Annotated in this window: 18 protein-coding genes and 1 pseudogene; 14 read left to right on the top strand and 5 right to left on the bottom strand. The window is 72.6% G+C overall.

All coding sequences use genetic code 11. The annotated features are described in order from the left end of the window. Positions 1–72 precede the first annotated feature (72 nt). The 12 genes and pseudogenes from ACTEI_RS35820 to ACTEI_RS39495 all read left to right on the top strand — a co-directional run. Entirely contained in the window at positions 73–753 is a 681-nt protein-coding gene (locus tag ACTEI_RS35820; RefSeq protein WP_122981689.1) for a 7-cyano-7-deazaguanine synthase, read from the top strand. Further along, positions 750–1,112, top strand: a complete 363-nt coding sequence (locus ACTEI_RS35815; protein ID WP_122981688.1) for a 6-pyruvoyl trahydropterin synthase family protein — start codon at positions 750–752, stop codon at positions 1,110–1,112. Before ACTEI_RS35820 ends, ACTEI_RS35815 begins: the two co-directional genes overlap by 4 nt. Positions 1,113–1,257: 145 nt before the next feature. Then, positions 1,258–1,887 (top strand): 7-carboxy-7-deazaguanine synthase QueE, encoded by a 630-nt coding sequence (locus ACTEI_RS35810; RefSeq protein WP_170206152.1) that lies wholly within the window; start codon positions 1,258–1,260, stop codon positions 1,885–1,887. A 1-nt stretch (position 1,888) separates the two neighbouring features. Then, a complete protein-coding gene (gene folE, locus ACTEI_RS35805) occupies positions 1,889–2,488 on the top strand; it encodes a GTP cyclohydrolase I (protein WP_122981687.1) in 600 nt (199 codons plus the stop codon). A 64-nt stretch (positions 2,489–2,552) separates the two neighbouring features. Continuing rightward, positions 2,553–3,029 (top strand): cobalamin B12-binding domain-containing protein, encoded by a 477-nt coding sequence (locus ACTEI_RS35800; protein WP_239082194.1) that lies wholly within the window; start codon positions 2,553–2,555, stop codon positions 3,027–3,029. 8 nt (positions 3,030–3,037) lie between these two features. Then, complete coding sequence (locus ACTEI_RS35795) at positions 3,038–4,336, top strand: methylaspartate mutase (protein WP_372443210.1); 1,299 nt, start codon at positions 3,038–3,040, stop codon at positions 4,334–4,336. Between the two features lie 59 nt (positions 4,337–4,395). Then, entirely contained in the window at positions 4,396–5,403 is a 1,008-nt protein-coding gene (locus tag ACTEI_RS35790; protein ID WP_122981685.1) for an isopenicillin N synthase family dioxygenase, read from the top strand. 51 nt (positions 5,404–5,454) lie between these two features. Beyond that, positions 5,455–6,705: an ATP-grasp domain-containing protein gene (locus tag ACTEI_RS35785; protein WP_122981684.1), complete on the top strand. Its 1,251-nt coding sequence runs from the start codon at positions 5,455–5,457 to the stop codon at positions 6,703–6,705. After that, the gene (locus tag ACTEI_RS35780; RefSeq protein WP_122981683.1) at positions 6,692–7,933 is read left to right on the top strand and encodes an MFS transporter; all 1,242 of its coding nucleotides are present in this window, start codon (positions 6,692–6,694) and stop codon (positions 7,931–7,933) included. The genes ACTEI_RS35785 and ACTEI_RS35780 overlap by 14 nt, the downstream gene beginning before the upstream one ends. A 13-nt stretch (positions 7,934–7,946) precedes the next feature. Beyond that, the gene (locus ACTEI_RS35775; protein ID WP_122981682.1) at positions 7,947–8,723 is read left to right on the top strand and encodes a HalD/BesD family halogenase; all 777 of its coding nucleotides are present in this window, start codon (positions 7,947–7,949) and stop codon (positions 8,721–8,723) included. Positions 8,724–8,801: 78 nt separating this feature from the next. After that, entirely contained in the window at positions 8,802–10,052 is a 1,251-nt protein-coding gene (locus tag ACTEI_RS35770; protein WP_122981681.1) for a cation:proton antiporter, read from the top strand. 117 nt (positions 10,053–10,169) lie between these two features. After that, a pseudogene (locus tag ACTEI_RS39495) lies at positions 10,170–10,763 on the top strand (AfsR/SARP family transcriptional regulator); the annotation flags it as partial. A 96-nt stretch (positions 10,764–10,859) separates the two neighbouring features. Here ACTEI_RS39495 and ACTEI_RS35760 read toward each other — a convergent pair. The 3 genes from ACTEI_RS35760 to ACTEI_RS35750 form a co-directional block, all read right to left on the bottom strand. Then, positions 10,860–12,194 carry a Rieske 2Fe-2S domain-containing protein gene (locus ACTEI_RS35760; RefSeq protein ID WP_164466245.1) on the bottom strand — a complete coding sequence of 445 codons (1,335 nt, stop codon included), beginning with the start codon at positions 12,192–12,194 and terminating at the stop codon, positions 10,860–10,862. A gap of 313 nt (positions 12,195–12,507) precedes the next feature. Beyond that, complete coding sequence (locus ACTEI_RS35755; protein ID WP_122981679.1) at positions 12,508–13,641, bottom strand: acyltransferase family protein; 1,134 nt, start codon at positions 13,639–13,641, stop codon at positions 12,508–12,510. Beyond that, positions 13,638–14,672, bottom strand: coding sequence for an alpha/beta hydrolase (locus tag ACTEI_RS35750; RefSeq protein WP_122981678.1), 1,035 nt, complete (start codon positions 14,670–14,672; stop codon positions 13,638–13,640). The genes ACTEI_RS35755 and ACTEI_RS35750 overlap by 4 nt, the downstream gene beginning before the upstream one ends. Positions 14,673–15,060: 388 nt before the next feature. Here ACTEI_RS35750 and ACTEI_RS35745 point away from each other — a divergent pair, with 388 nt between their 5' ends. Then, complete coding sequence (locus tag ACTEI_RS35745) at positions 15,061–15,648, top strand: class I SAM-dependent methyltransferase (protein ID WP_244940659.1); 588 nt, start codon at positions 15,061–15,063, stop codon at positions 15,646–15,648. A gap of 245 nt (positions 15,649–15,893) precedes the next feature. Here the strand turns inward: ACTEI_RS35745 and ACTEI_RS35740 are convergent, their stop codons facing one another. Beyond that, positions 15,894–16,460, bottom strand: coding sequence for a hemerythrin domain-containing protein (locus tag ACTEI_RS35740; RefSeq protein ID WP_122981676.1), 567 nt, complete (start codon positions 16,458–16,460; stop codon positions 15,894–15,896). A 217-nt stretch (positions 16,461–16,677) separates the two neighbouring features. On the opposite strand from ACTEI_RS35740, the gene ACTEI_RS35735 reads away from it, so the two are divergent. Then, positions 16,678–17,712, top strand: a complete 1,035-nt coding sequence (locus ACTEI_RS35735) for a zinc-binding dehydrogenase (protein ID WP_122981675.1) — start codon at positions 16,678–16,680, stop codon at positions 17,710–17,712. Positions 17,713–17,861: 149 nt separating this feature from the next. Here ACTEI_RS35735 and ACTEI_RS35730 read toward each other — a convergent pair whose 3' ends face one another. After that, entirely contained in the window at positions 17,862–20,360 is a 2,499-nt protein-coding gene (locus ACTEI_RS35730) for an Ig-like domain-containing protein (protein WP_145830776.1), read from the bottom strand. Positions 20,361–20,499 lie beyond the last annotated feature (139 nt).

Here is a 20,499-nt window from a genome sequence, read left to right as displayed (position 1 = left end):
CGGAACCGCCGCGGCCGGACCACCGGCCGCGGCCACCGAAGCAATCAGCACCGACACAACGGGGGAAACGCTGTGCCGAAGATCGTCGCCATCGTCTCCGGAGGCATGGACTCCGTCACGATGGCGCACCAGCTCAAGGAGCAGGGCCACGACTTGCACCTGCTCTCCGTCGACTACGGGCAGCGCCACCGCAAGGAGCACCGATTCGCGGCCGCCGCGGCCGAGCGGCTCGGCGCGGTCCATCAGGTGGCCGACCTGAGCGCGATGGGCGCCCTGCTGCGCGGCTCCTCGCTCACCGACCCGACCGTCGACGTCCCGGAGCAGACCTGGACCGGGTACGGCGAGAGCCCGAACATCGTCCCCAACCGCAACGCCCTGCTGCTGTCGGTGGCGTTTGCGGTGGCGGTGGCCGAGAAGGCCCAGGCCGTCGCCATCGGGATCATGGCGGACGACACCGTGTCCGTCCCCGACAGCACTCCGGCGTTCCTGGAGTCCTTCATCGCCATGGAGCGCATCGCGACCGCCGGGTACGCCCACCCCGACCTCGATCTGCTCGCGCCGCTGTCCGGCCTGGGCAAGAAGGACGTCGTCACGCTGGGCGAGCGGCTCGGCGTCCCGTGGACCGAGACCTGGACCTGCTTGCGCGGGCAGGACGACCACTGCGCCCGCTGCGCCGCGTGCTGGGAGCGCCAGGAGGCGTTCACCGCGGCCGGTGTCCAAGACCCCACCATTTACCAGGAGCACCAGTCATGACGCTACGCATCTCCAAGCAGTTCTCCTTCTCCGCCAGCCACCAGCTCGACGGGCTGCCCGCGAACCACCAGTGCGGCCGCCTGCACGGCCACAACTACCTCGTCGAGATCGAGCTCAGCGCCGGCCGGGAACAGCTGACCGCCCCCGGCTTCGTCCGCGACTACGGCGAGCTGTCCGGCTTCAAGGGCTGGGTCGACGAGTGGCTGGACCACCAGCACCTCAACGACGTGGTCAAGGAAAACCCGACCGCGGAGAACCTGGCGATCTGGATCTACGAGCAGTGGAACCCGGAGCTCCCGGAGCTGACCGCCGTACGGGTCTCCGAGACCCCCAAGACCTGGGCGGAGTACCGCCCCTGAGCCGCAGGACGGCGGGGGACACCCCGGCCCGTCTGTTTGAGGAGGTGGTGCCCAGTGGAACCGGAACTCGTCGTCAACGAGATCTTCGGCCCCACTTGAGTCCTTCCAGGGAGAAGGACGATCACTCGGCCGCCGCTGCGCTTTCCTGAGGCTGGGTGGCTGCAATCTTTCATGCCGCTGGTGCGACACCCCCTACACCTGGGACTGGGAAGGGGTCAGCGACACCGGCATCGCGTTCGATCCGAAGACGGAGCTGCACCGCATGCCCGTCTCCACCGTGCTGGAGCGCCTGCTCGCCCTCCAGGTCGGGCTGGTGGTGATCTCCGGCGGTGAACCGCTCAACCAGCAGAAGCGCCTGGTCCCGCTCGTGGAGGCACTGGCCGGACACGGCGTCGAGATCGAGATCGAGACCAACGGGACCCGGATCCCGGACCCCCGGCTGATCGCGGCCGGCGTCCGCTTCAACGTCTCGCCGAAGCTCTCGCACGCCGGCGACTCCGTCGAGAAGCGGATCGTGCCCGCCGCGCTGGAGCGCCTGGCCGCCATGCCGTCCAGCACCTTCAAGTTCGTCTGCCGGGACAGCGCCGACCTCGACGAGGTCTCCGGGGTGGTGGCGGCGGCGGGCATCACCTCGGTCTGGGTGATGCCCGAGGGCCAGAACGGCACGGACATCGACCGGCACATCCGGCAGTTGGCCGACGAGGTCGTCGACCGTGGCTGGAACATCACGACCAGGCTGCACACGTTGGTCTGGGGACACAAGAGAGGCGTTTGAGATGAGTACCGACCTGGACGTGGACAAGGGCCCTCTCGCCATGATGGACGGGCTCGGTGCGGACCCCCTCGAGGACCTGGCGCGCCTGCTGCTGAAGGAAATCGGCGAGGACCCCTCGCGGGACGGTCTCCGGGACACCCCGGCCCGTTACGCCCGCTGGTGGCGCGAGTTCATCGAGTACGACCCCGGCACGGTGGACACGGTCTTCGAGGCCACCTCCGCGGGCCAGCTGGTGCTGGTCTCCGGCATCGAGGTCTGGTCGCTGTGCGAGCACCACCTGCTCCCCTTCAACTGCTCGCTGACCATCGGCTACCGCGCCGCGGACCGACTGCTGGGGCTGTCGAAGTTCGCCCGGATCGCGCACCACCGGGCGCACCGGCTGCAGGTGCAGGAACGCCTGGTCGCCGACATCGCCGCCGACGTGGCGCGGATCGCCGGCACCGAGGACGTCGGGGTGATCGGCACCGGTGAGCACCTGTGCATGACCATGCGGGGCATCAAGACCAGCGCCCGGATGACCTCCAGCTCCCTGCTCGGGGCGTTCGCCGAGGAGGGCCTGCTCCGGTCCGAGCTGCTCACCCACCTGCAGACCGCCCGCTGACCCCGCGCCGCGGCCGGCGCGCCGCCGTCCGCGCACCGACCTGCCGAGCCCGAAGGAGTCCCCCGTGATCAGCCCGCCCGCGCGCCGCAGGCGATGCGTCGTGCTGTCCAGCGTCTCCTCCGACTCGCACACCTGGAACCTGGTCTTTCTCCAGCTGCTGCTGGAGGAGCACGGCTACCAGGTGGAGAACCTGGGCGCCTGCGTCCCCGACGACCTCCTGGTGGAGGTCTGCCTGGCCAGGATCCCGGACGCGGTGGTGATCAGCACGGTCAACGGGCACGGCCGGCTGGACGGCATCCGGCTGGCGCGCCGGCTGCGCGCGGAGCCGGCGCTCGCCGGGATCCCGATGATGATCGGCGGGAAGCTCGGCCTGCAGGGGACCGCCGACGCGGCCTCGCAGGCCGAGCTGATCGCCGCCGGATTCGACGCGGTCTTCGAGGCCGGCTCCGGCCCCGAGGTGGCCGAGTTCCTCGCCCGTCTCGGCGCGGCGTCGCCGGCCCGGCCGGCGCTCGCCGGGCCGGCCCCGGGAGGGAACGGATGAGCGGCACCCTGCCTCGGCCCGCCGGGAACGACTTCAGCGACTTCGTCCACGAGCGTTCCCGGGCGGGCGAGCTGGTGGTCCAGCCCCGGATGGGATTCTCCGCTCCCGAGCGGATGCGGGCCGGCCTGCAAGCCGTGCGCGCCGCCCGCGCCACCACCGTCGGCACCATCACCGTGGACAGTTACACCAGGGTGGGTGACCACGGTTCGGTCCGGGAGGCGCTGCGCACCGGGACGCCGCTCAACGGGTATCCGCTGGTGGAACACGGCCCCGAGACCAACCATCGGCTGCTGGCCGGTCTGGCCGGACCGGACTTCCCGGTCCAGCTGCGGCACGGCTCGGCCCTGCCGCAGCGGCTGTTCGAGGCCATGCTGGCCGCCGGCCTGACCGCGACCGAGGGCGGGCCGGTGTCGTACTGCCTGCCCTACAGCCGGACCCCGCTGGCCGAGGCCGCCCGGGCCTGGGCCGACGGCTGCGAGCTGCTGGCCGACCGCGCCCCGGCCGGCCGGCCGGTCCACCTGGAGAGCTTCGGCGGCTGCATGCTGGGCCAGCTCTGCCCCCCGGGACTGCTGGTGGCGCTCAGCGTGCTGGAGTGCCTGTTCTTCGTCCAGCACGGGATCGGCAGCGTCTCGCTCAGCTACGCGCAGCAGACCAATCCGGCCCAGGACCTGGCCGCGGTGCGGGCCATGCGGCGGCTGGCCGCCGAGTACCTCGGCGCGGTGCGCTGGCATGTCGTCATCTACACCTACATGGGGGTCTTCCCGCGGACCAGGGCGGGAGCGCTCCGGCTGCTGGCGGACAGCGTCCGGCTGGCCCGGGCCACCGGGGCCGAGCGGCTGGTGACCAAGACCGCGGTCGAGGCGCTGCGGATCCCCACGATCGAGGAGAACATCGAGGCGCTGGAGCTGGCCGGCGAGGTCGCGGGGCGGCCGGACGCCGCCGCCGGACTGTCGGCGAGCGCCGCCGAGGAGGCGGCCCTCCATCTGGAGGCGCGGACCCTGATCGAGGCGACGCTCGCCCTGCACCAGGACGTCGGTGAGGCGCTGGTGCGAGCCGTCCGGCAGGGCCTGCTGGACGTCCCGTACTGCCTGCACCCCGACAACGCCAACCAGGCCCGGACCCTGATCGACGAGACCGGGCGGCTGCGGTGGCGGCGGACCGGCCGGATGCCGATCGCGGCCGCCTCGGTGTCGACCGCCACCGGCTCACCCGCCTTCGAGCTGCTCGATCAGCTCCGCTACATCGAACGACGCTGCGACGGCGTGCTGCCGGGTCCGGCCCGGCCGCCGCGGAGCGTGACCGGCTGAGGCGTGCCAGCCGGCTCGCCCAACCCCCTCCCGTCCTGACTCCCGATGGAGGACCTACCTTGTCCGAGCTGTTCCCTGTCATCGATCTGCGCGACGCCGAGCGCGGGCCGCAGGCCCGTGCCGAGTTCCTCGACCGGCTGCGTTCCGCGGTCCATGACATCGGCTTCTTCCAGCTGGTGGGTCATGGCGTGACCGGCGGCGACGCGCTGCTGGAGCTCGCTCGCAGATTCTTCGCGCTGCCCGAGCCGGAGCGGGCCGCCCTGAGCATCCTCAACTCCCCGCACTTCCGCGGCTATTCGGAGATCGGCCGGGAGTTGACCCAGGGCATCCCGGACCAGCGGCGCCAGCTGGACATCGGCCCGGAGCGCCCGTCCGTCGCGCCGGGCCCCGGCGAGCCCGCCTACCGGTGGCTGGCCGGCCCCAACCAGTGGCCGCCCGCCATGCCGGAACTGGCCGACGCGGTCCACCGCTGGACGGGCGAGCTGACCGGTGTCGCGCACCGGCTGCTCGGACTGATCCTCGAATCCCTGGAGGTCCCGGCCGACTTCCTGGACGACGTGGTGACCCCGGACCCGCACGTCCACTTCAAGCTGCTGCACTACCCCGGCCCGGAGCACGGCGAGACCGGCGACGGAGACCAGGGCGTGGGCATCCACAAGGACTACGGCATCCTCACCCTGCTGCTGCAGGACGACAAGGGCGGACTCCAGGTCGCGGTCGAGGACGGCGTGTTCGCCGACGTGCCGGTGGTGCCGGGGGCGTTCGTGGTGAACCTCGGTGAGCTGCTGGAGGTGGCCACCCGCGGCTACCTGCGTGCCACCACGCACCGGGTGGTGCGGCCGGCCCCCGGGGTGGACCGCTACTCCGCCCCGTTCTTCTACAACCCCCGCCTCGACGCGTCGATGCAGCCGCTGCCCGGCCCGTACGTCGAGGCGGCCGGGGGCGTCGTACCCGACCCCGCCAACCCGCTCTTCGCCGGCTACGGAGAGAACGTCATGAAGGGGATGATCCGGGCCTTCCCGCAGGTCATCGAGCGCCACCACCCCGAACTGCTGCCCACCGCCTGACGGCGGCCGACCGGCCCCGGCACCCCACTCCGTCCGAGAAGGAACGATCCCTTGAGCAGCCGCAAGCCCGCCGTACTCCTCATCGACCCGGTCAAGACCGGCGAAGGCTACAAGAAGGCGGCCCGTGATTTCGGGCTCCACGTGGTCTCCCTCTACACGGTGGAACCCACCGAGCTGAACTCCCGGTGGCCCGAGCACACCCGGGACGACGACGCGTCGCTGTACGCCTCCACCGCCCCCGACGTGCTCGCCGCCCTGGCGGACACCGACTTCGAAGTCAAGGCGGTGGTGCCGGCGATGGAGTCCGCCGTCCACCTGACCGATGTGCTGGCCCACGAGCTCGGGCTGGCCGGTAACGACGTCGAGCTGGCCTGGGCCCGGCGCAACAAGGCCGCCATGCGCTCGCACGCCTCGCAGGCCGGGGTGCGGATCCCGGCGTTCCGGCTGGTGCACGACATGGCCGAGGTGCCGGCGGCGGCCGAGGAGATCGGCTTCCCGGTCATCGTCAAACCCACCATGGGCGCCGGCTCGCACGGCGTCACCCTGGTCCGCGACGCCGAGGAGGCCAAGAGCCTGCGGATCCCCGAGGAGAACGACCTGTTCGGATGGCCGGTCAGGGAGTGGCTGGTCGAGCAGTACGTCCGCGGACGCGAGTTCGCCGTCAACTGCTTCAGCAGCGACGGCCAGCACCGGGTGATGGACATGTGGGAGTACCGGCAGCCGGACGACCGGGACTACGACTTCCCGCTGTGGAACAACGTCCAGGCGACCCGTGACGACCCCGACTGGGCCCGCGTCGAGGAGTACGTCCACCAGGTTCTCACCGCGTTCGGCGTGCGCCGCGGCCCCAGCCACACCGAGGTCAAGTGCACTCCGGACGGCGTCTATCTGATGGAGATCGGCGCCCGGCTTCCGGGCGGACCGGCCACCGACCAGTGGGCCGACTACACCGCGATCCGGCCCTTCCACGACGCGCTCACCTGCTACCTCGGCCGACGTCCGGCGATCATGGACCAGGACCTGGACGTCCGGGCGATGTTCGGAGCGATCGCCATCCGCAACGACGACGCGCCCGGCACGCTGGTCGCGGTACACGGGCTGGCGGAGCTGGAGAGCCACCCGAGCGTGGACAAGGTCCTGGTCTCCTACCGGCCGGGCGACCACGTGCCGGTCACCCGCGACACCAAGACCATCCCGGTCGGGGCCTGGGTCTCCGGTCCGGACCAGGACGCGGTGGTCCGGGCGCTGGCCGAGATCCGCGCGCTGGTCTCGCTGGAGATCGCATTCGATGCCTCCGCCTGAGACCCAGGCGGCGCGCCCGGGCCGGCGGAAGCGGCTGCGGCTGCCCGCCGGCTACCGGGAGCTGCTGGCGGTTCCCGGGGTCAGCCGCATGCTGATCGCCGCTCTGGTGTCGAAGCTGCCGGTCACCATGGTTTCGCTGAGCCTGCTGCTCTACCTCGGGCCCCGCTACTCCTACGCGACGGGCGGCCTGGCGGTGAGCTGCATGGCGATCGGCCAGGGGCTGTCCGCCCCGATCCGCGGCCGGCTGATGGACCGCTACCCGTACCGGCTGATCCTGGTCGTCTGCCTGCTGTTCTACGTGGTCGCGCTCGGCTCGCTGACCGCGGTGGCCGCCGACCGGGGCCCGGCCCCGCTGGTGCTGGCCCTGGCCGCGGTCAGCGGCGTCACCGCACCACCGGTAGGCATCATCATGCGCACCCTGTGGCGGGTGCTGGCCGGCGAACAGCGGCTGGTCACAGCGATGGCGCTCGACGCCGCGACCAGCGACGTCGTGCAGATCACCGGGCCGGCCCTGGCCGCGTGGCTCTGCCTCAGCGTGTCCGGCGAGGTGGCGTTCGGTCTGTACGGAGCGCTGACGATGGTCGCGGTCCTGCTGGTGCTCAGCTTCCCGAACGTCCCGCCGCCGGTCCGCCGTCGCGGCGGCGGGCACTGGGCGGGCCCGCTGCGCTCGGCTCCGCTGCGCCGGGTACTGATCGCCAACGCCGCGTTCAGCGCGATGATCACCGCGATCGACGTGGTCATCTCGGTGCTCAACGCCGAGCGGGGCACCACCGGGTACATCGGCATCCAGATCGGCGCCCTCTCGGTCGGCAGCATCGTCGGCAGCCTCGCCCTGGGCGCCGTCCCCGGCCTGCTGGCCAGGGGCCCCAAGCTCTCGGTGCTGATCGGGGTCTTCGCGTCGGGCGTCGTGCTGCTGGCCGTCACCTCCCAGATGTCCGCCCTGGCCATGACGCTGGCCTGTCCGATCACCGGCCTGGCCTACGGCTCGACCTTCGGCGCGCTGTTCACCGCGGGCGGTGACCTCGCCCCGGAGGGGACCGCCGCCGAGACCCAGGCCTGGCTGAGCAGCCTCACGCAGGCCGGCGCGGCCGTCGGCGCCTGGGCCGCAACCGAGGTCGGCAATGTGACGGCGCTCTGCGCCATCCCCGTGATCGCGGTCCTGTCCGCGGTCCTCACCTGGAACGTCCGGGGCCCTCGGCCCGCCGGAGACCTTCCCACCACCAGTTGAAGGAGACACCCGCATGAATGTCGAGCAGATCGACGAGAACCTGGCCAAGTTCCTGGCCGAGCGCTACACCCCCGAGTCCGTGGCGCAGCTTGCCGACCGCTTCCACCGCTTCGGCTTCGTCAAGTTCGACGCCGCCAACCGGCTCGTGCCGGACGAGCTGCAGACCGCGGTCCGCGAGGAGTGCGACCTGCTGATCGAGCAGCACAAGGAGCGCCGCAACCTGCTGCTCAGCACCACCGGCAACACGCCCCGCCGGATGAGCGTGGTCAAGAGCGAGGAGATCGAGAAGAGCGAACTCATCAGTACGCTGTCCCGCTCCGAGGTGCTGCTCGGATTCCTGGCCGGCATCACCCGGGAGGAGATCATCCCGGAGGTCTCCAGCGACGAGCGCTACCTGATCACCCACCAGGAGTTCAAGTCGGACACCCACGGCTGGCACTGGGGCGACTACAGCTTCGCGCTGATCTGGGCGCTGCGGATGCCGCCCATCGAGCACGGCGGGATGCTGCAGGCGGTGCCGCACACCCACTGGGACAAGAGCAACCCGCGGATCAACCAGACGCTCTGCGAGCGCGAGATCAACACCCACGGGCTGGAGTCCGGTGACCTGTACCTGCTGCGCACCGACACCACCCTGCACCGCACCGTGCCGCTGAGCGAGGACTCGACCCGCACCATCCTCAACATGACCTGGGCCGCCAAGCGCGACCTGGAGAAGGACCTGGTGGGTAACGACCGCTGGTGGGAGAACCCGGAGGCCGAGGCGGCCCGCGCGGTGGACAACGCCTGACCGACCCGTGGCCCGGCCGTGCCCCCGGGCGCCCTGCCGGGGGCACGGCCGCCGACGCGTACGAGGAAGCCGGAGCGCATGGACAGCAACACCATCGTCATTCTTCTGCTCGACCTGGCCCTGATCGCGATCCTGGCCCGGGCGGCGGGCGCGCTCGCCCGCCGGTTCGGCCAGCCGGCGGTCATCGGCGAGGTCGTGATGGGGATCCTGCTCGGCCCCACCGTGCTGCACGGCGTCGTCGCGGAGACGCTGTTCCCCGGGCAGGTGCGCGGCTACCTGATCGCGTTCGCGAACGTGGGGATCGCCCTGTTCATGTTCGTCACCGGCCTGGAGTTCCGCCGGGGGGACGGCCACGCGCCCCGGCGGGCCGCCATCGGCATCGGGCTCGGCTCGATCGTCCTGCCCTTCGCCATGGGAACCTCTCTCGGCGCCTGGTGGGACACCGCGACGCCGGACGCCACCCCGCTCGGGGCCCACCTGTTCATGGGTTTGGCCCTCTCCGTCACGGCCTTCCCGGTGCTGGCCCGGATCCTGGACGACCGCGGCATGACCCGGCAACCGCTGGGCCGGCTGGCCCTGGCCGGAGCGGCCTTCTGCGATCTGCTGGCCTGGGTGCTGCTGGCCGGTGTGCTGGCCCTCGGCGCCGGCGGCCACCAGCCGTGGCGCCTGCTGTGGTTGCTCCCGTACGTCGCGGTGATGGCCGCCTGCACCGTCCTGCTGCGCCGCCTGGTGCAGCGGCGCGCCGGCCGGCTGAACCCGGTCGTCGCCCTGGCCGGCTTGCTGGCCTCGGCCGCCTCCACCGAATGGATGGGCCTGCACTTCGTGCTCGGCGCCTTCCTCTTCGGCATCGTCCTGTCCGGCCTGCGCGGCCCGGCGGGGGAGCGCGCGCTGAAGCCGGTGCGGGAGAGCGCCGAAGGGCTCGGCCTGGGCCTGCTCATGCCGGTCTACTTCGTGGTGGCCGGCTGGCAGGTGGACCTTTCCGTCCTGCGGGCCACCCAGCTGGTGCAACTGCTGGTGCTGCTCGCGATCGCCGTGGTGGGGAAGGTCGCCGGCACCATGGTGGCGGCCCGGGTGTCCGGCCTGCGGCCGCGCGAAGCCGCGATCCTGGGCGCCCTGATGAACACCCGCGGGCTCACCGAGCTGATCGTGCTCACCGCCGGACGTCAGGCAGGCCTGCTGAACGACTCCTCCTACAGCCTGCTGGTGGCGATGGCCGTCCTGACCACGCTCTCCACCGGCCCGATCCTCAACCGCTTGCAGGGGCGGCCGAAGCGGGCGGGCTCCGCCTCGGATGACACCACCCGCGAGTCGCGGCTCCAGCAGGTTTGACGGGGCCGCGGCACCACCGCGTTCGGAGGAACGCCCGATCCGTGGAGGAATTCAGTGTTCAGGTTCGTACTTCTCGGTGCCCCGGCGGTCCTGCGCGAGGGCGCCCCGCCGACCCGGATGCCGCGGATGCCGCCCCAGCAGGCGGCGGTGCTGGCGGCGCTCGCGCTGCGCGCCGGCACCCCGGTCAGCACGGATGAGCTGGTCGACGGGCTGTTCGGGGAACGGCCGCCGGCCAGCGCGGTGTCGATGATCGCCAACTACGTCCTGCGGCTGCGCAAGGGTCTGGACCCCGGGCTGATCGTCCGCTCCGGCGGCGGCTACGCGCTGGACGTCCCGAGGTCGGCCGTCGACGCCCTGCAATTCGCCGATCTCGCCGCCGCCCGCCGCACCGGCGACGACCGCGCGGACGCCGCACGGCTCGGGACCGCGCTCGGTCTGTGGGGTGGCACCACCGCGCTCGCCGGGCTTCCCGGGCCGCTCTGCCACGGCCGGCGCGAGTCGCTGGCCCAGCAGCGGGAAGCCGCTCTGCTGGCCCGGTACGAGTGCGAACTGGCCCTGGGAAACCACGGATCACTGCTGGCCGAGATCTCGGCCAGCTGCCAGGCGGCACCGTTCGCGGAGGACCTGCACGCGGCCTGGATGACCGCCCTCTACCGGTGCGGCATGCGGGCCGACGCGCTCCAGGTATACCGGCGCATGCACCGCCGGCTGGCCCAGGAGCTCGGCATCGACCCGGGCGCCCACCTGTCCGAGGTGCACCGCGCGATCCTCAACGGCCAGGACCCGCCGGCCGCGCCGGCGCGCCGGCTACCCGGCCCCGCCGGAGCCGAGAGCCGACCCGTCCGTGATGCCGGCGGCCTTCTCGTACATCGTCTGGATGTGATCCGGCCGTCCGGCCTGGACCGCCAGGAAGCCACCGATGCCGTACAGCCCGCTCTTCTTCCGGGCGGCGAGCTTCTCCTCGAACACCACGCGGGGCACGCCCTCGGTGTAGATGAACTTCCGGGGGAGCGGGAGCGGGATCCGCACGTTCGCGGCGGGGTCACGCACCGTGCCCGGCGGGTCCTCGCCCCTGGCGACCTGCTCGATCGCCTCCAGGTAGCGGCGCCGCAGCAGGGTGATGCCCTTGTCGCTGCGCCCCAGCCGCTCGGCGCTCCGGTCGGTGACCGTGCCCTGGCCGATCCAGACCGCGAAGTCCTGGTTGCCGGTGTGCGAGGTGATGATTCGGTCGCTCCCGGGCTCGGTGAGCGGGCCGTACCAGTACGGCACCTCCTCCGACTCCGGCACGCCGGTCCGGACGTCGTCGGGGAGCACCGAGTACTGCCACGTGATGTTGAGGGTCCGGTGGTCGTCCACCGGCACCCGGAACTCGACCGTGTTGCCCGAGGCGAGGGTGTACGGCCACAGGCAGAGGATGCCGCCCTCGGCCGTGCTGCTGGACCGGGCGAAGGGCCCCTCCGGCGCGTTCTCGGTCTCGACCTCGCGGCCGTTGACGAAGCCGTGCTCGAACTCCAAGAAGTCGATCTCCGTGTGCCGGGGCGCGTAGAGCGGCGCCTCGGGGTTGAGCCGCACCGCGTTGCCGTTTGAGTGCAGCCACTCGAAGTGGACCGGGTCCATGCCGTTCTCGTGGCACTGGAACCAGTTGCACGGCAGCTCGGTGAGGATCAGCTCGACGAAGCCGTGCTCCCAGCTGAACGTCTCGAAGTCGGGCAGCAGCGGGGCGGGCCCCGGGCCCAGGTACGCCCACACCAGCCCGGCCAGGGTCGCGGTGGGGTAGGACTTCACCCCGGCCTTGTCGTGGAACCCGCCGGCCGGCCCGGCCTCCTCGAACGGCTGCTCCACGCACCGCCCGTCGGAGTCGAACCCCCACCCGTGGTAGGCACACCGCATCAGGTCGCCGTCCACCCAGCCCAGGCTGAGATCGGTCAGCCGGTGCGGACAGTGCCGGGAGAGCAGCCCGTGCCCGCCGCTCGGCTTGCGGAACAGGACCAGGTCCTCGCCCAACAGCCTGATCGGCTTGACCCGCCGCTCGCGGAGTTCCATGGCCGGTGCGATCGGGTGCCAGTACCTGCGCAGCAGTTCGCCCATCGGGGTACCGGCGCCCACCTGGGTCAGCATCCGATTCTTCTCTGGCGAGAGCATCCTGGAGCCTCCTTCGCATTCCCGCCCGGCCACTCGGACATCCATCCGCCATCGGCAGGTCCGACTGTCCTGACTGCTTCCGCCCCCGATCTTCCGGCGCTGCGATCTACGCCCGATCTACGTCGGATCTACGCCCGATCTACGTCTGATCTACGTCGGATCCTCGGGGTGGCGCGATGAAGAACGCGACCGCGGCGAGACTACGCAGGGTGATCACGGCGCGTTCGTGCCCGCGTGCCCGACGGGAGTCCAGCGGGCGGGCACCGTCGTGGACGGGCCTGCGGCCGGCGCCGGAGCATCCGCGCAACGGCGGCTACCGGCCACGCCACTCGGCTCGCCGGAACAGCAGGCACAGGGCGGCCAGGGCGGCGGCGACCGCGGGCAGCCAGAGCAGCCGGTGCGCGATCCAGCCGGCCTGATCGGGCGGCCCGATCAGGCCGGTGGGAGCGCCGGCCAGCGTGCGGCCGAACACCGCGACGCCGAGCAGGGCGCTCTGGTGCCACAGGAAGATCGTCATCGCTGTCAGGTTGAGCCCGGCGACGACCGCCCACCAGCCGGGGCGGCGCAGCCGCCGGTCCAGACGTGCCCACAGGAGCAGGGCCAGGCCGATCTGTGCCGCCGACAGCGCTGCGGTCAGCAGCGACGGCGGGTCGAGGTTCGAGCGGCCGTGGCCCGGCACACCGACCAGACTCGCCGGGTAGCCGGCCAGGATCAGCAGCGCGCCGCCGGTCACGCCGGCCAGCAACAGGCCCCGGCCGGAGCGGGGTCCGGCGAGGCGGCCCCGCGCGGCGGCCACCCCCAGCGTGTACGGCACCAGCCAGGCGGTCACGCAGTTGAGGTAGGCGGGCCAGCCGGGCATCCCGGGCCACAGCAGGTAGCGCAGCGTGTCCATCGCGGCCAGCGCGCCGAGCGGGAGCAGGGCCGCCGCGGCGCCGAAGCGGCCGACCGCGCTGAGCACCGGCGCGGTGAGGGCCAGCAGCAGGGCGAGCACCAGAACGAACCACAGCGGGCTGAGCGCGATCGTGCCGGCCGTGTGCAGCGTCCACCGGCCCGCGCCGGCGTGCCGCAACGCGGTGAGGACCAGCAGCCACATGCCCAGGAACACGGCGACCGGCGTCAGCAGCCGGCGCGCCCGGCCGGCCAGCCAGGACCCGGCCCCTACGCCGCGCCGGCGGGCCCGGCCCAGGCCCCGGGCCGCGGCGTAGCCGGACACGAAGAAGAACAGCCCGAGCGTCTGCAGGGCCCAGGTCAGCGGGGTGAGACCGGGCCGGCCGGTGAGCGGGCTGGCCTGATGCAGATCCCCGCCGGAGCCGATGGTCAGGCCGGTGACGAGCCAGTGCCCGGCCACCACCCCCAGCATGGCGATCGTGCGGAGCCCGTCGACCGCCCGCTCCCGGTCCGGCGGTGTGGCGGTGGCGATCCGGCCGGCCCACGCTGCCGCGGTCACCGCGGATCACCCGCCGGGCCGGCACCGATCGACGCCATCGCCCGCAAGGCCACCGAGCCGGGCTCGAAGTAGCCGTCGTGACCGTCGACGTTCCCGCACGGCAGCGGCAGCGCGCCGAACGCCGGATCGATCGGCAGCCGCCCGTGCCCGACGCCGAGGACGCGCAGGCCCGGCAGCCGCCGGGTCCAGTCGCCGGGCGCGGTGCCCGCCCAGACCCGGGCCGACGTGTTCAGATCCGCGGCACGGTCGGCGCCCATGCCCGGGCTGCCGATCGCCACGATGTCGGTGACCTGGCCGGTCAGGCCGGGGGCGGCGATCCCGGCCACCGTCGAGCCGTAGCTGTGGCCGACCACCGTGACCGCGAGTCCGGGACGGCCGGTGACGAGCCCGTCGACGAACCGGTCCAGTGCTCGCGCGCCGGCCGTGGCGCGCTCCTCGCGCAACGCCTCCCGGCGTACCCCCTCGGGCGGGTCGTAGCCCAGCCAGGCGACGACCGCGACGTGCGCGTCCGGCTGATCGGCGCGCATCCGCTCGTAGAGCCGGCGGGCCTGCCAGGCCGGTGAGCGCCGGAGCACGCCGCCGTGGCCGGTGTCGAAGTTGCCCAGGGTGTCGTCGACGCCCGGGACGAGGACGGTGACCCGGGTGGCGCCGCGCAGGTCACCGAGCACCTCGGCGATCCGGCCGTCGCCGCGCATGTCCAGCGCCAGGATCTGCCGGCCGGCCCACCGCGGGCTCTGCCGCCGGTTCGCCGCGTAGCGCAGCTCGATCGGCGCGCCGTCGAGGTTGCCGACGACGTCCGGGTAGGCGCGCGCCAGCTCCGCGGCCCGCCGGTGCGGCAGGCCGGCGAAGAACGCGGACACCGTCGCCACCGGCGCGGCGCCCGGATCCGGCAGGTGCGCCGGGTCGGCCAGCCACGCGGCCCAGCCCGCGGGCGCCGGCGCCGGACTCGGCAGGGCGGGGCCGAAAACATACCCGGCGGGCACTGCCAGAACCACGGCGAGCAGTGCGGTGATGAACCGCTTCACAGTCATCGGATCAATTCCTCCGCCCTCTTTCCACATGGGGGCGAAGGTAGGTGCGGGAATGGCCCGGCGTCGTCCCTCCACAGAGGGGGGAGGCCCGTAGTACCGCAGAGCTACGGGATTGCTCGCCTAATCGCTCCAACGTGCTCTGAACAGCGCATATGGAACAGGACGGGGATCGTACCGAGGGGTGACGACAGTGGATCGGGCGCTGCCTAGATTCGGCATCCGAGCCATTCTTGCCACGGAGGAAACGTTGACCCATTCATCGGCGGCCGAGCGATCGTCACGTACGGAGATAACCCTGCGGTACGTCTCTGATCTGTACCGCAGATACCGCGACGATCTGGATGCGGTCAGAACGGAACAGCGCGAGTTGCGGGCCACGTGTCCGGGGATGCGCACCCAGCTCGACGACCTGGAGGCGGAGATCACCTACCTGCTGATCCGTCAGGAACGGCCCGCGACCGTGGTGGAGATCGGGTCGCTGCACGGCTGGTCCACCACGTGGATCCTGCGGGCGCTGCGCGACAACCGGGCCGGCGCGCTGATCACCCACGACCTGATCGACAACGCCCGGCGCAACGTGCCCGCCGAGCTCGCCGAAGGGCGCTGGACGTTCGTGCCGGGTGACGCCCGGGAGACGCTGCGCGGCCACCGGCACGGCATCGACCACCTCTTCATCGACGCCGCGCACACCGCGTCCTTCGCCCGCTGGTTCGTCGGCGACCTCTTCCCGACGGTCCCGGCCGGGGCCACGGTCAGCGTGCACGACGTCTTCCACGGGCGGCGGCCCTGGCCGGTCAGCGAGGGCCGGGTGGTGCTGTCCTGGCTGGCCGACCACGGCGCCGGGCACTTCACCCCGTCCCGGCTCGCCGCCGCGCCGGTCAACCGGGAGCTCAGGGAGCTCAAGCGGCACCTGGGCCTGCTGGAGCCGGTCCACGACGGGCGCGACGATCCGATGCTGTTCTTCCGGATGCCCTGATCGCGCGTCCGGGTACGCACGGGCCCGGGCCGGATCGATCGGCAGGTACGGGTGCCCCTCCCGGGCCGGCCACTATCGGACGGCAGACAACATAGCGGCCGATGGGCGCGACCGGCGCCGCCGTGCGGTCGACGGCGGCGCGGGCTCGCGCGCAGGTGCTGCCCGCCGGGCCGGCGATCGGCGGCGCGGGCTCGCGCGGCAGGTGCTGCCCGCCGGGCCGGCGACCGGCGGCGCGGGCGATGCGCTCAGTCGTTGTCCGTCCGGTGCCAGTCCCGGATGGCGTCGCGCATCCGGTCGAAGAGCGCCATCGGCGGCCCGGCCAGCATCATCGTCGTCGCGCTCTCGCCGACTCCGGCGTGCGGGCGGGTGGGCGAGACCGCCTCGGCGGCGCGTACGGCGCCCGCCATGCGGCGCAGCTTCGCCGGGTCCGTCCGGCGCCGCAGCATCGGGAACTCCTGCTGCTCCTCGTGCGCGGCGTGGGCGAGCACGGCCCGCTCGAACCGGGCGAACCTCTCGTCGAAGCCGGGCGCGTCGGTGCCCAGCGCGTACAGGTTGGTCAACTCCCGCTTCGCGTCGTTCTCCTCGCGCAGGCACGCGTCGACCACGGTGTTGGTGGCGTCGTGCCGGGACGCCGGGTGCACGACCAGCTCCTCCGCGCTCTCGTGCACGGCGAGCAGGCGTACCAGCCGGTGGAAGGCCCGCTGGCGGGGTTCGCCGGTGGCGTTGCGCACCTCGGCGAACAGGTCCCTGATCTGGCGGTGCTGGGTGAGGAGCAGGTCGATCACGTCCTGGTCCTGCTGTGTCGTCGTCATGGCGAACCTCCACGTTCTCGTCGACGAGACCCCGGCCGGATACCCGGCGTACGCCCGCGTATTCCTGGGCGTACGCCCGGCTGCGCGGACGCTGCCGCCGATTCCGCCAGTCCCGCCCCTTCCCGTTCAGCACAGGGTTAGCTGGTAGGAGGGCTCGGCTCGCCGGCACGGCGAGCGCCCGGGACCCGTCCGGCGAGCAGGAAAGCGGAACTCGGCGATGCGTGCCACCTACATGTTCGGCGCCGGCGACGTACGCGTGATCGACGTGCCGGATCCGGTCCTGCACGAATCCGGCGACGCCCTGGTGCGGGTCGTGCAGGCCTGTGTCTGCGGCAGCGACCTGCACCCGTACCACAACATGCCGGCCTCCGAGAACGGCTCGTCGATGGGCCACGAGTTCCTCGGCGTGGTCGACCAGGTCGGCGCGGACGTGTCCACGGTCCGGCCGGGTGACCTGGTCGTCGCCCCGTTCGCCTGGCAGGACAACACCTGCGACTTCTGCCGCGAAGGCGTGCAGACCTCCTGCCGCAACGGCGGCTTCTGGAACGCCCCCGGGGTCGGCGGCGGCCAGGCCGAGGCCGTACGGGTGCCGCTCGCCGACGGCACCCTGGTGAAGCTGCCGGTCCCGCGGGACTCCGCCCTGCTGCCCTCGCTGCTCACCCTCTCCGACGTGTTCGCCACCGGCCACCACGCCGCGGTCCGGGCCGCCGTCGACGCGCGCACCACGGTCACGGTGATCGGCGACGGCGCGGTCGGCCTGCTCGCCGTGATGGCCGCCAAGCGGCTCGGCGCCGAGCAGATCATCCTGATGGGGCGGCACCGGGACCGCACCGACCTGGGCCGCGAGTTCGGCGCCACCGCCGTCGTGGCCGAACGCGGGGCCGAGGGCATCGCGAAGGTGCGTGAGCTCACCGGCGGCGACGGCACGCACGCCGTGCTGGAGTGCGTCGGGCACCTGCCCGCCTGGGAACAGGCCCTCGGCGCGGTCCGGGCCGGCGGGGTGATCAGCCGGGTCGGGGTCCCGCAGTACGACGACGCGCCGATCGGCTGGACCATGTTCGGCCGCAACCTCACCCTCACCGGCGGGCCGGCGCCGGTGCGCAACTACATCGAGGAGCTGATGCCCGACATCCTCGACGGCACGCTCGAACCCGGCCGGGTCTTCGACCGCACCGTCGGCCTCGACGAGACGCCGGAGGCGTACCGGGCGATGGACCGGCGCCAGGTGCTGAAGGTGCTGATCCGCCCGTGACCGGCAACCGGGGCCGCGCCGGTCCGGGCGACCCCGTTCAACGGCGCGCGGCAGGGCGGCCCCGTTCAACGGCGCGCGGCAGGGCGGCCCCGTTCAACGGCGCGCGGCCGGGCCCGCGGTGGCAGGCCCGGCCGCGTGGCGCCCGGGTGCTACTTGGTGAAGTAGAGGTACTGGTACGGCGTCCAGGTGGTGGAGTTCAGGCTGTCGCCGGAGCCGCCCTTGACGTACGCGGTGCGGACGCGCAGCTTGACCCCGGTCAGGCCGGAGCTGCTCAGCAGGAGCTGGTCGGTGGCCTCGAAGTAGCCGTTGTCCAGGTCCCGCCACTTGCCGCCGGAGTAGCGCTGGAGCGTGATGTACACCTTGCGCGTGGCGCCGGCGGTCATCGACGTGCTGAAACGCGCGTCCGTCTTGGCGTGGTAGTAGCGGTAGGTCGTACCGCTGATCTTCGCGGTCTTGTAGTACCTCGACAGCTTCAGCGAGAGGCTGACCTTCGCGCCGACCGTCGCGGTCACGGTCCGCGGCGCGGTCCGCGAGTCGCCGGTGAACACCGCGCTCAGGGTGGTGTCGCGGGTCAGCTTGAGGCTTGCCGTGAGGTTGCCGGCGCTGTTCACGACGCCGCGCTTGAGCAGCCGCCGGGCCTGGTCGCCGCCGCTCGGGTCGGCCCAGATCTCCACGGTCCGGTTCCGGTAGGTGGAGCCCAGGTGCGCGGTGAAGGAGACCGTCTGGCCGTAGGCGTAGACCTTGCCGTGGTTGGTGAGCGTCAGGGCCGGCGTGCTCCGGGAGACCGCGACCGCCCTGGTCGCCGTCGCCGGGGTGTGCGTGGTGTCGCCGGCGTAGGACACCCGGTAGGTCACCGTGCCGCCGGCCGCCGGGGTGTCGGTGACCGTGAACGAGCCGTCGGCGCCGACCGTCCTGGTGCCCAGCGACGTCCCGGCGGGGTGATCGAGATCGGTCCGGCTGACCGAGACGGTCGTGCCGGCGGCCAGCGGCTGCTGCGAGGACAGCTTGCCGGTGAGGGTGAGCGGCTTGGCCCGGGTCGCCGCGGACGGCCCGGTCAGCGTCAGGGTGGAGGCGGTCCGGGAGACCTGGACCGACACGGTCGTGCTGGCCGGCAGGTGGGTGTCGTCCCCGGGGTACGACACCTGGTAGGTCACCGTGCCGGTCACCGGTGGGGTGTCGGTGAAGGTGAACGCGCCGTCCGGTCCGACCGGGCCGGTGCCCAGGGCGGTGCCGGCCCGGGAGAGGGTGACCGAGGTGCCGGCGGGCAGCGGCTCCGGCGACGTGAGGGTGCCGGTGAGGGTGATCGCCGCGCCCGGGACCGTCGCCGACGGGCCGGAGACGGTCAGCGCCGACGCGGCGCGGGCGATCCCCACCAGGATGGTCTCGGTGACCGGGGAGTGGTTGCCGTCCCCGGCGTACGACACCTGGTAGGTCACCGTGTCGGCGGCCGGTGGGGTGTCGGTGAAGGTGAACGCGCCGTCCGGTCCGACCGGGCTGGCGCCCAGGGCGGTGCCGGCCCGCGAGACGGTGACCGAGGTGCCGGCGGGCAGCGGCACCGACGAGGTCAGCGTGCCGCGGATCGTGATCGCCGCGCCCGGCACCGGCGCCGATCCGGGGCCGGACAGGCTCAGGCGCGACGGCGCGTGCTTCGGGTCCGTGTGGGTGCGCAGCGTGAACGTGTCCACGCCGCTCTTCGAGACGGTGAACAGGCGGTCGCCGTTCGGCTCCCAGGCCACCGCGTGCCGCTGCATGTCGCCGAGGTCGGGGAGCGTGAACTGCTTGATCAGGTCGCCGGCCGGCGTGAAGACGTGCACGTTCGGATCGCCGTACGTGGAGGAGCTGCCGCTGACGACGGTGCCGTCGGTCGCGATGTCCACGGCGGTCGGGTACGGCTCGACCGGCAGCCGCCGTGCGGCGGCCAGATCGTCGGCGTCGCGCAGGGTGACCACGTAGTCGCCCGGGAAGACCGTGGCGATCCGGGTGCCGTCCGGGGCGATCGCCAGGTCGGTGACCTCCTGGTTGGTCGTGACCGACCCCACCGTCGTGATCGAGTCGCCGGACACGTCGAGGATCGCGCTCAGCCCGTGGCTGGCCACGCCCAGCCGGTTCGGGGCGCCGGAGGCGGCGGCGAGTTCGGCGACGCCGGTCCAGCCGGTGACGAGCCGGTTCAGCCGGGGCACCGGGGTCTCGGCGGCCGGGTCGATCGTGCCGAGGTTGCCGCTGGAGCCGTCGGCGTAGGAGAACCAGAGCCGGCCCCCGGCCACGGCGACGTCCTTCGGCGGGAAGCCGCCGGTGGCGTACTTCGCGGTCGGGGCCAGCGTGGTGGTGTCCAGCGCGAAGATCGCCAGGCCGTTCGGCGAGGTCACGTAGAGCTGGGACGAGTCGGCGGAGAGTTCCAGGTTGGTGGCGTCGTTCACCGGCGCGCTGCCGATCTGGGCGCCGCGGTAATCGGTGACGACGACCTTGCCACCGGCCGGGTCGCTGACGAAGACGCGCTGGTGCGCGCCGTCGATGAGCACGTCGCCGACCGATGTGATGGAGACGACTTCGCCGGAGTCGGCCAGCGCCGGCGCGGCGGCGCCGACCGCCAGCGCGGCGGTGCCGGTCAGCACGGCGACGGTCGCCGCACCGATCCTTCTGTTTCGCATGGTTTCCCCCGTGGGCGAGACGCGTGCACGCGTCGAGATCCGTGCGCGACGGTACCTGCCGAAACGCCGGGAATGGATCATGCGAAAGGACGAGCCGCCCGCGCATCGTCGTGACCTCGCGGTGCCCGGGCCGGCGCCG

This window comes from Actinoplanes teichomyceticus ATCC 31121 (assembly GCF_003711105.1).
In the GTDB taxonomy this organism is placed as follows: domain Bacteria; phylum Actinomycetota; class Actinomycetes; order Mycobacteriales; family Micromonosporaceae; genus Actinoplanes; species Actinoplanes teichomyceticus.
This window is presented reverse-complemented; position numbering and strand designations above follow the sequence as displayed.

Excerpts from the sequence above, each read along its gene's own strand:
- ACTEI_RS35770 (WP_122981681.1), top strand. The coding sequence starts at position 8,802 with ATGGACAGCAACACCATCGTCATTCTTCTGCTCGACCTGGCCCTGATC.
- ACTEI_RS35740 (WP_122981676.1), bottom strand. The coding sequence starts at position 16,460 with ATGACGACGACACAGCAGGACCAGGACGTGATCGACCTGCTCCTCACC.
- ACTEI_RS35760 (WP_164466245.1), bottom strand. The coding sequence starts at position 12,194 with ATGCTCTCGCCAGAGAAGAATCGGATGCTGACCCAGGTGGGCGCCGGT.
- ACTEI_RS35775 (WP_122981682.1), top strand. The coding sequence starts at position 7,947 with ATGAATGTCGAGCAGATCGACGAGAACCTGGCCAAGTTCCTGGCCGAG.
- ACTEI_RS35815 (WP_122981688.1), top strand. The coding sequence starts at position 750 with ATGACGCTACGCATCTCCAAGCAGTTCTCCTTCTCCGCCAGCCACCAG.
- ACTEI_RS35745 (WP_244940659.1), top strand. The coding sequence starts at position 15,061 with ATGCGCACCCAGCTCGACGACCTGGAGGCGGAGATCACCTACCTGCTG.
- ACTEI_RS35750 (WP_122981678.1), bottom strand. The coding sequence starts at position 14,672 with ATGACTGTGAAGCGGTTCATCACCGCACTGCTCGCCGTGGTTCTGGCA.
- ACTEI_RS35735 (WP_122981675.1), top strand. The coding sequence starts at position 16,678 with ATGCGTGCCACCTACATGTTCGGCGCCGGCGACGTACGCGTGATCGAC.
- ACTEI_RS35730 (WP_145830776.1), bottom strand. The coding sequence starts at position 20,360 with ATGCGAAACAGAAGGATCGGTGCGGCGACCGTCGCCGTGCTGACCGGC.
- folE (WP_122981687.1), top strand. The coding sequence starts at position 1,889 with ATGAGTACCGACCTGGACGTGGACAAGGGCCCTCTCGCCATGATGGAC.
- ACTEI_RS35780 (WP_122981683.1), top strand. The coding sequence starts at position 6,692 with ATGCCTCCGCCTGAGACCCAGGCGGCGCGCCCGGGCCGGCGGAAGCGG.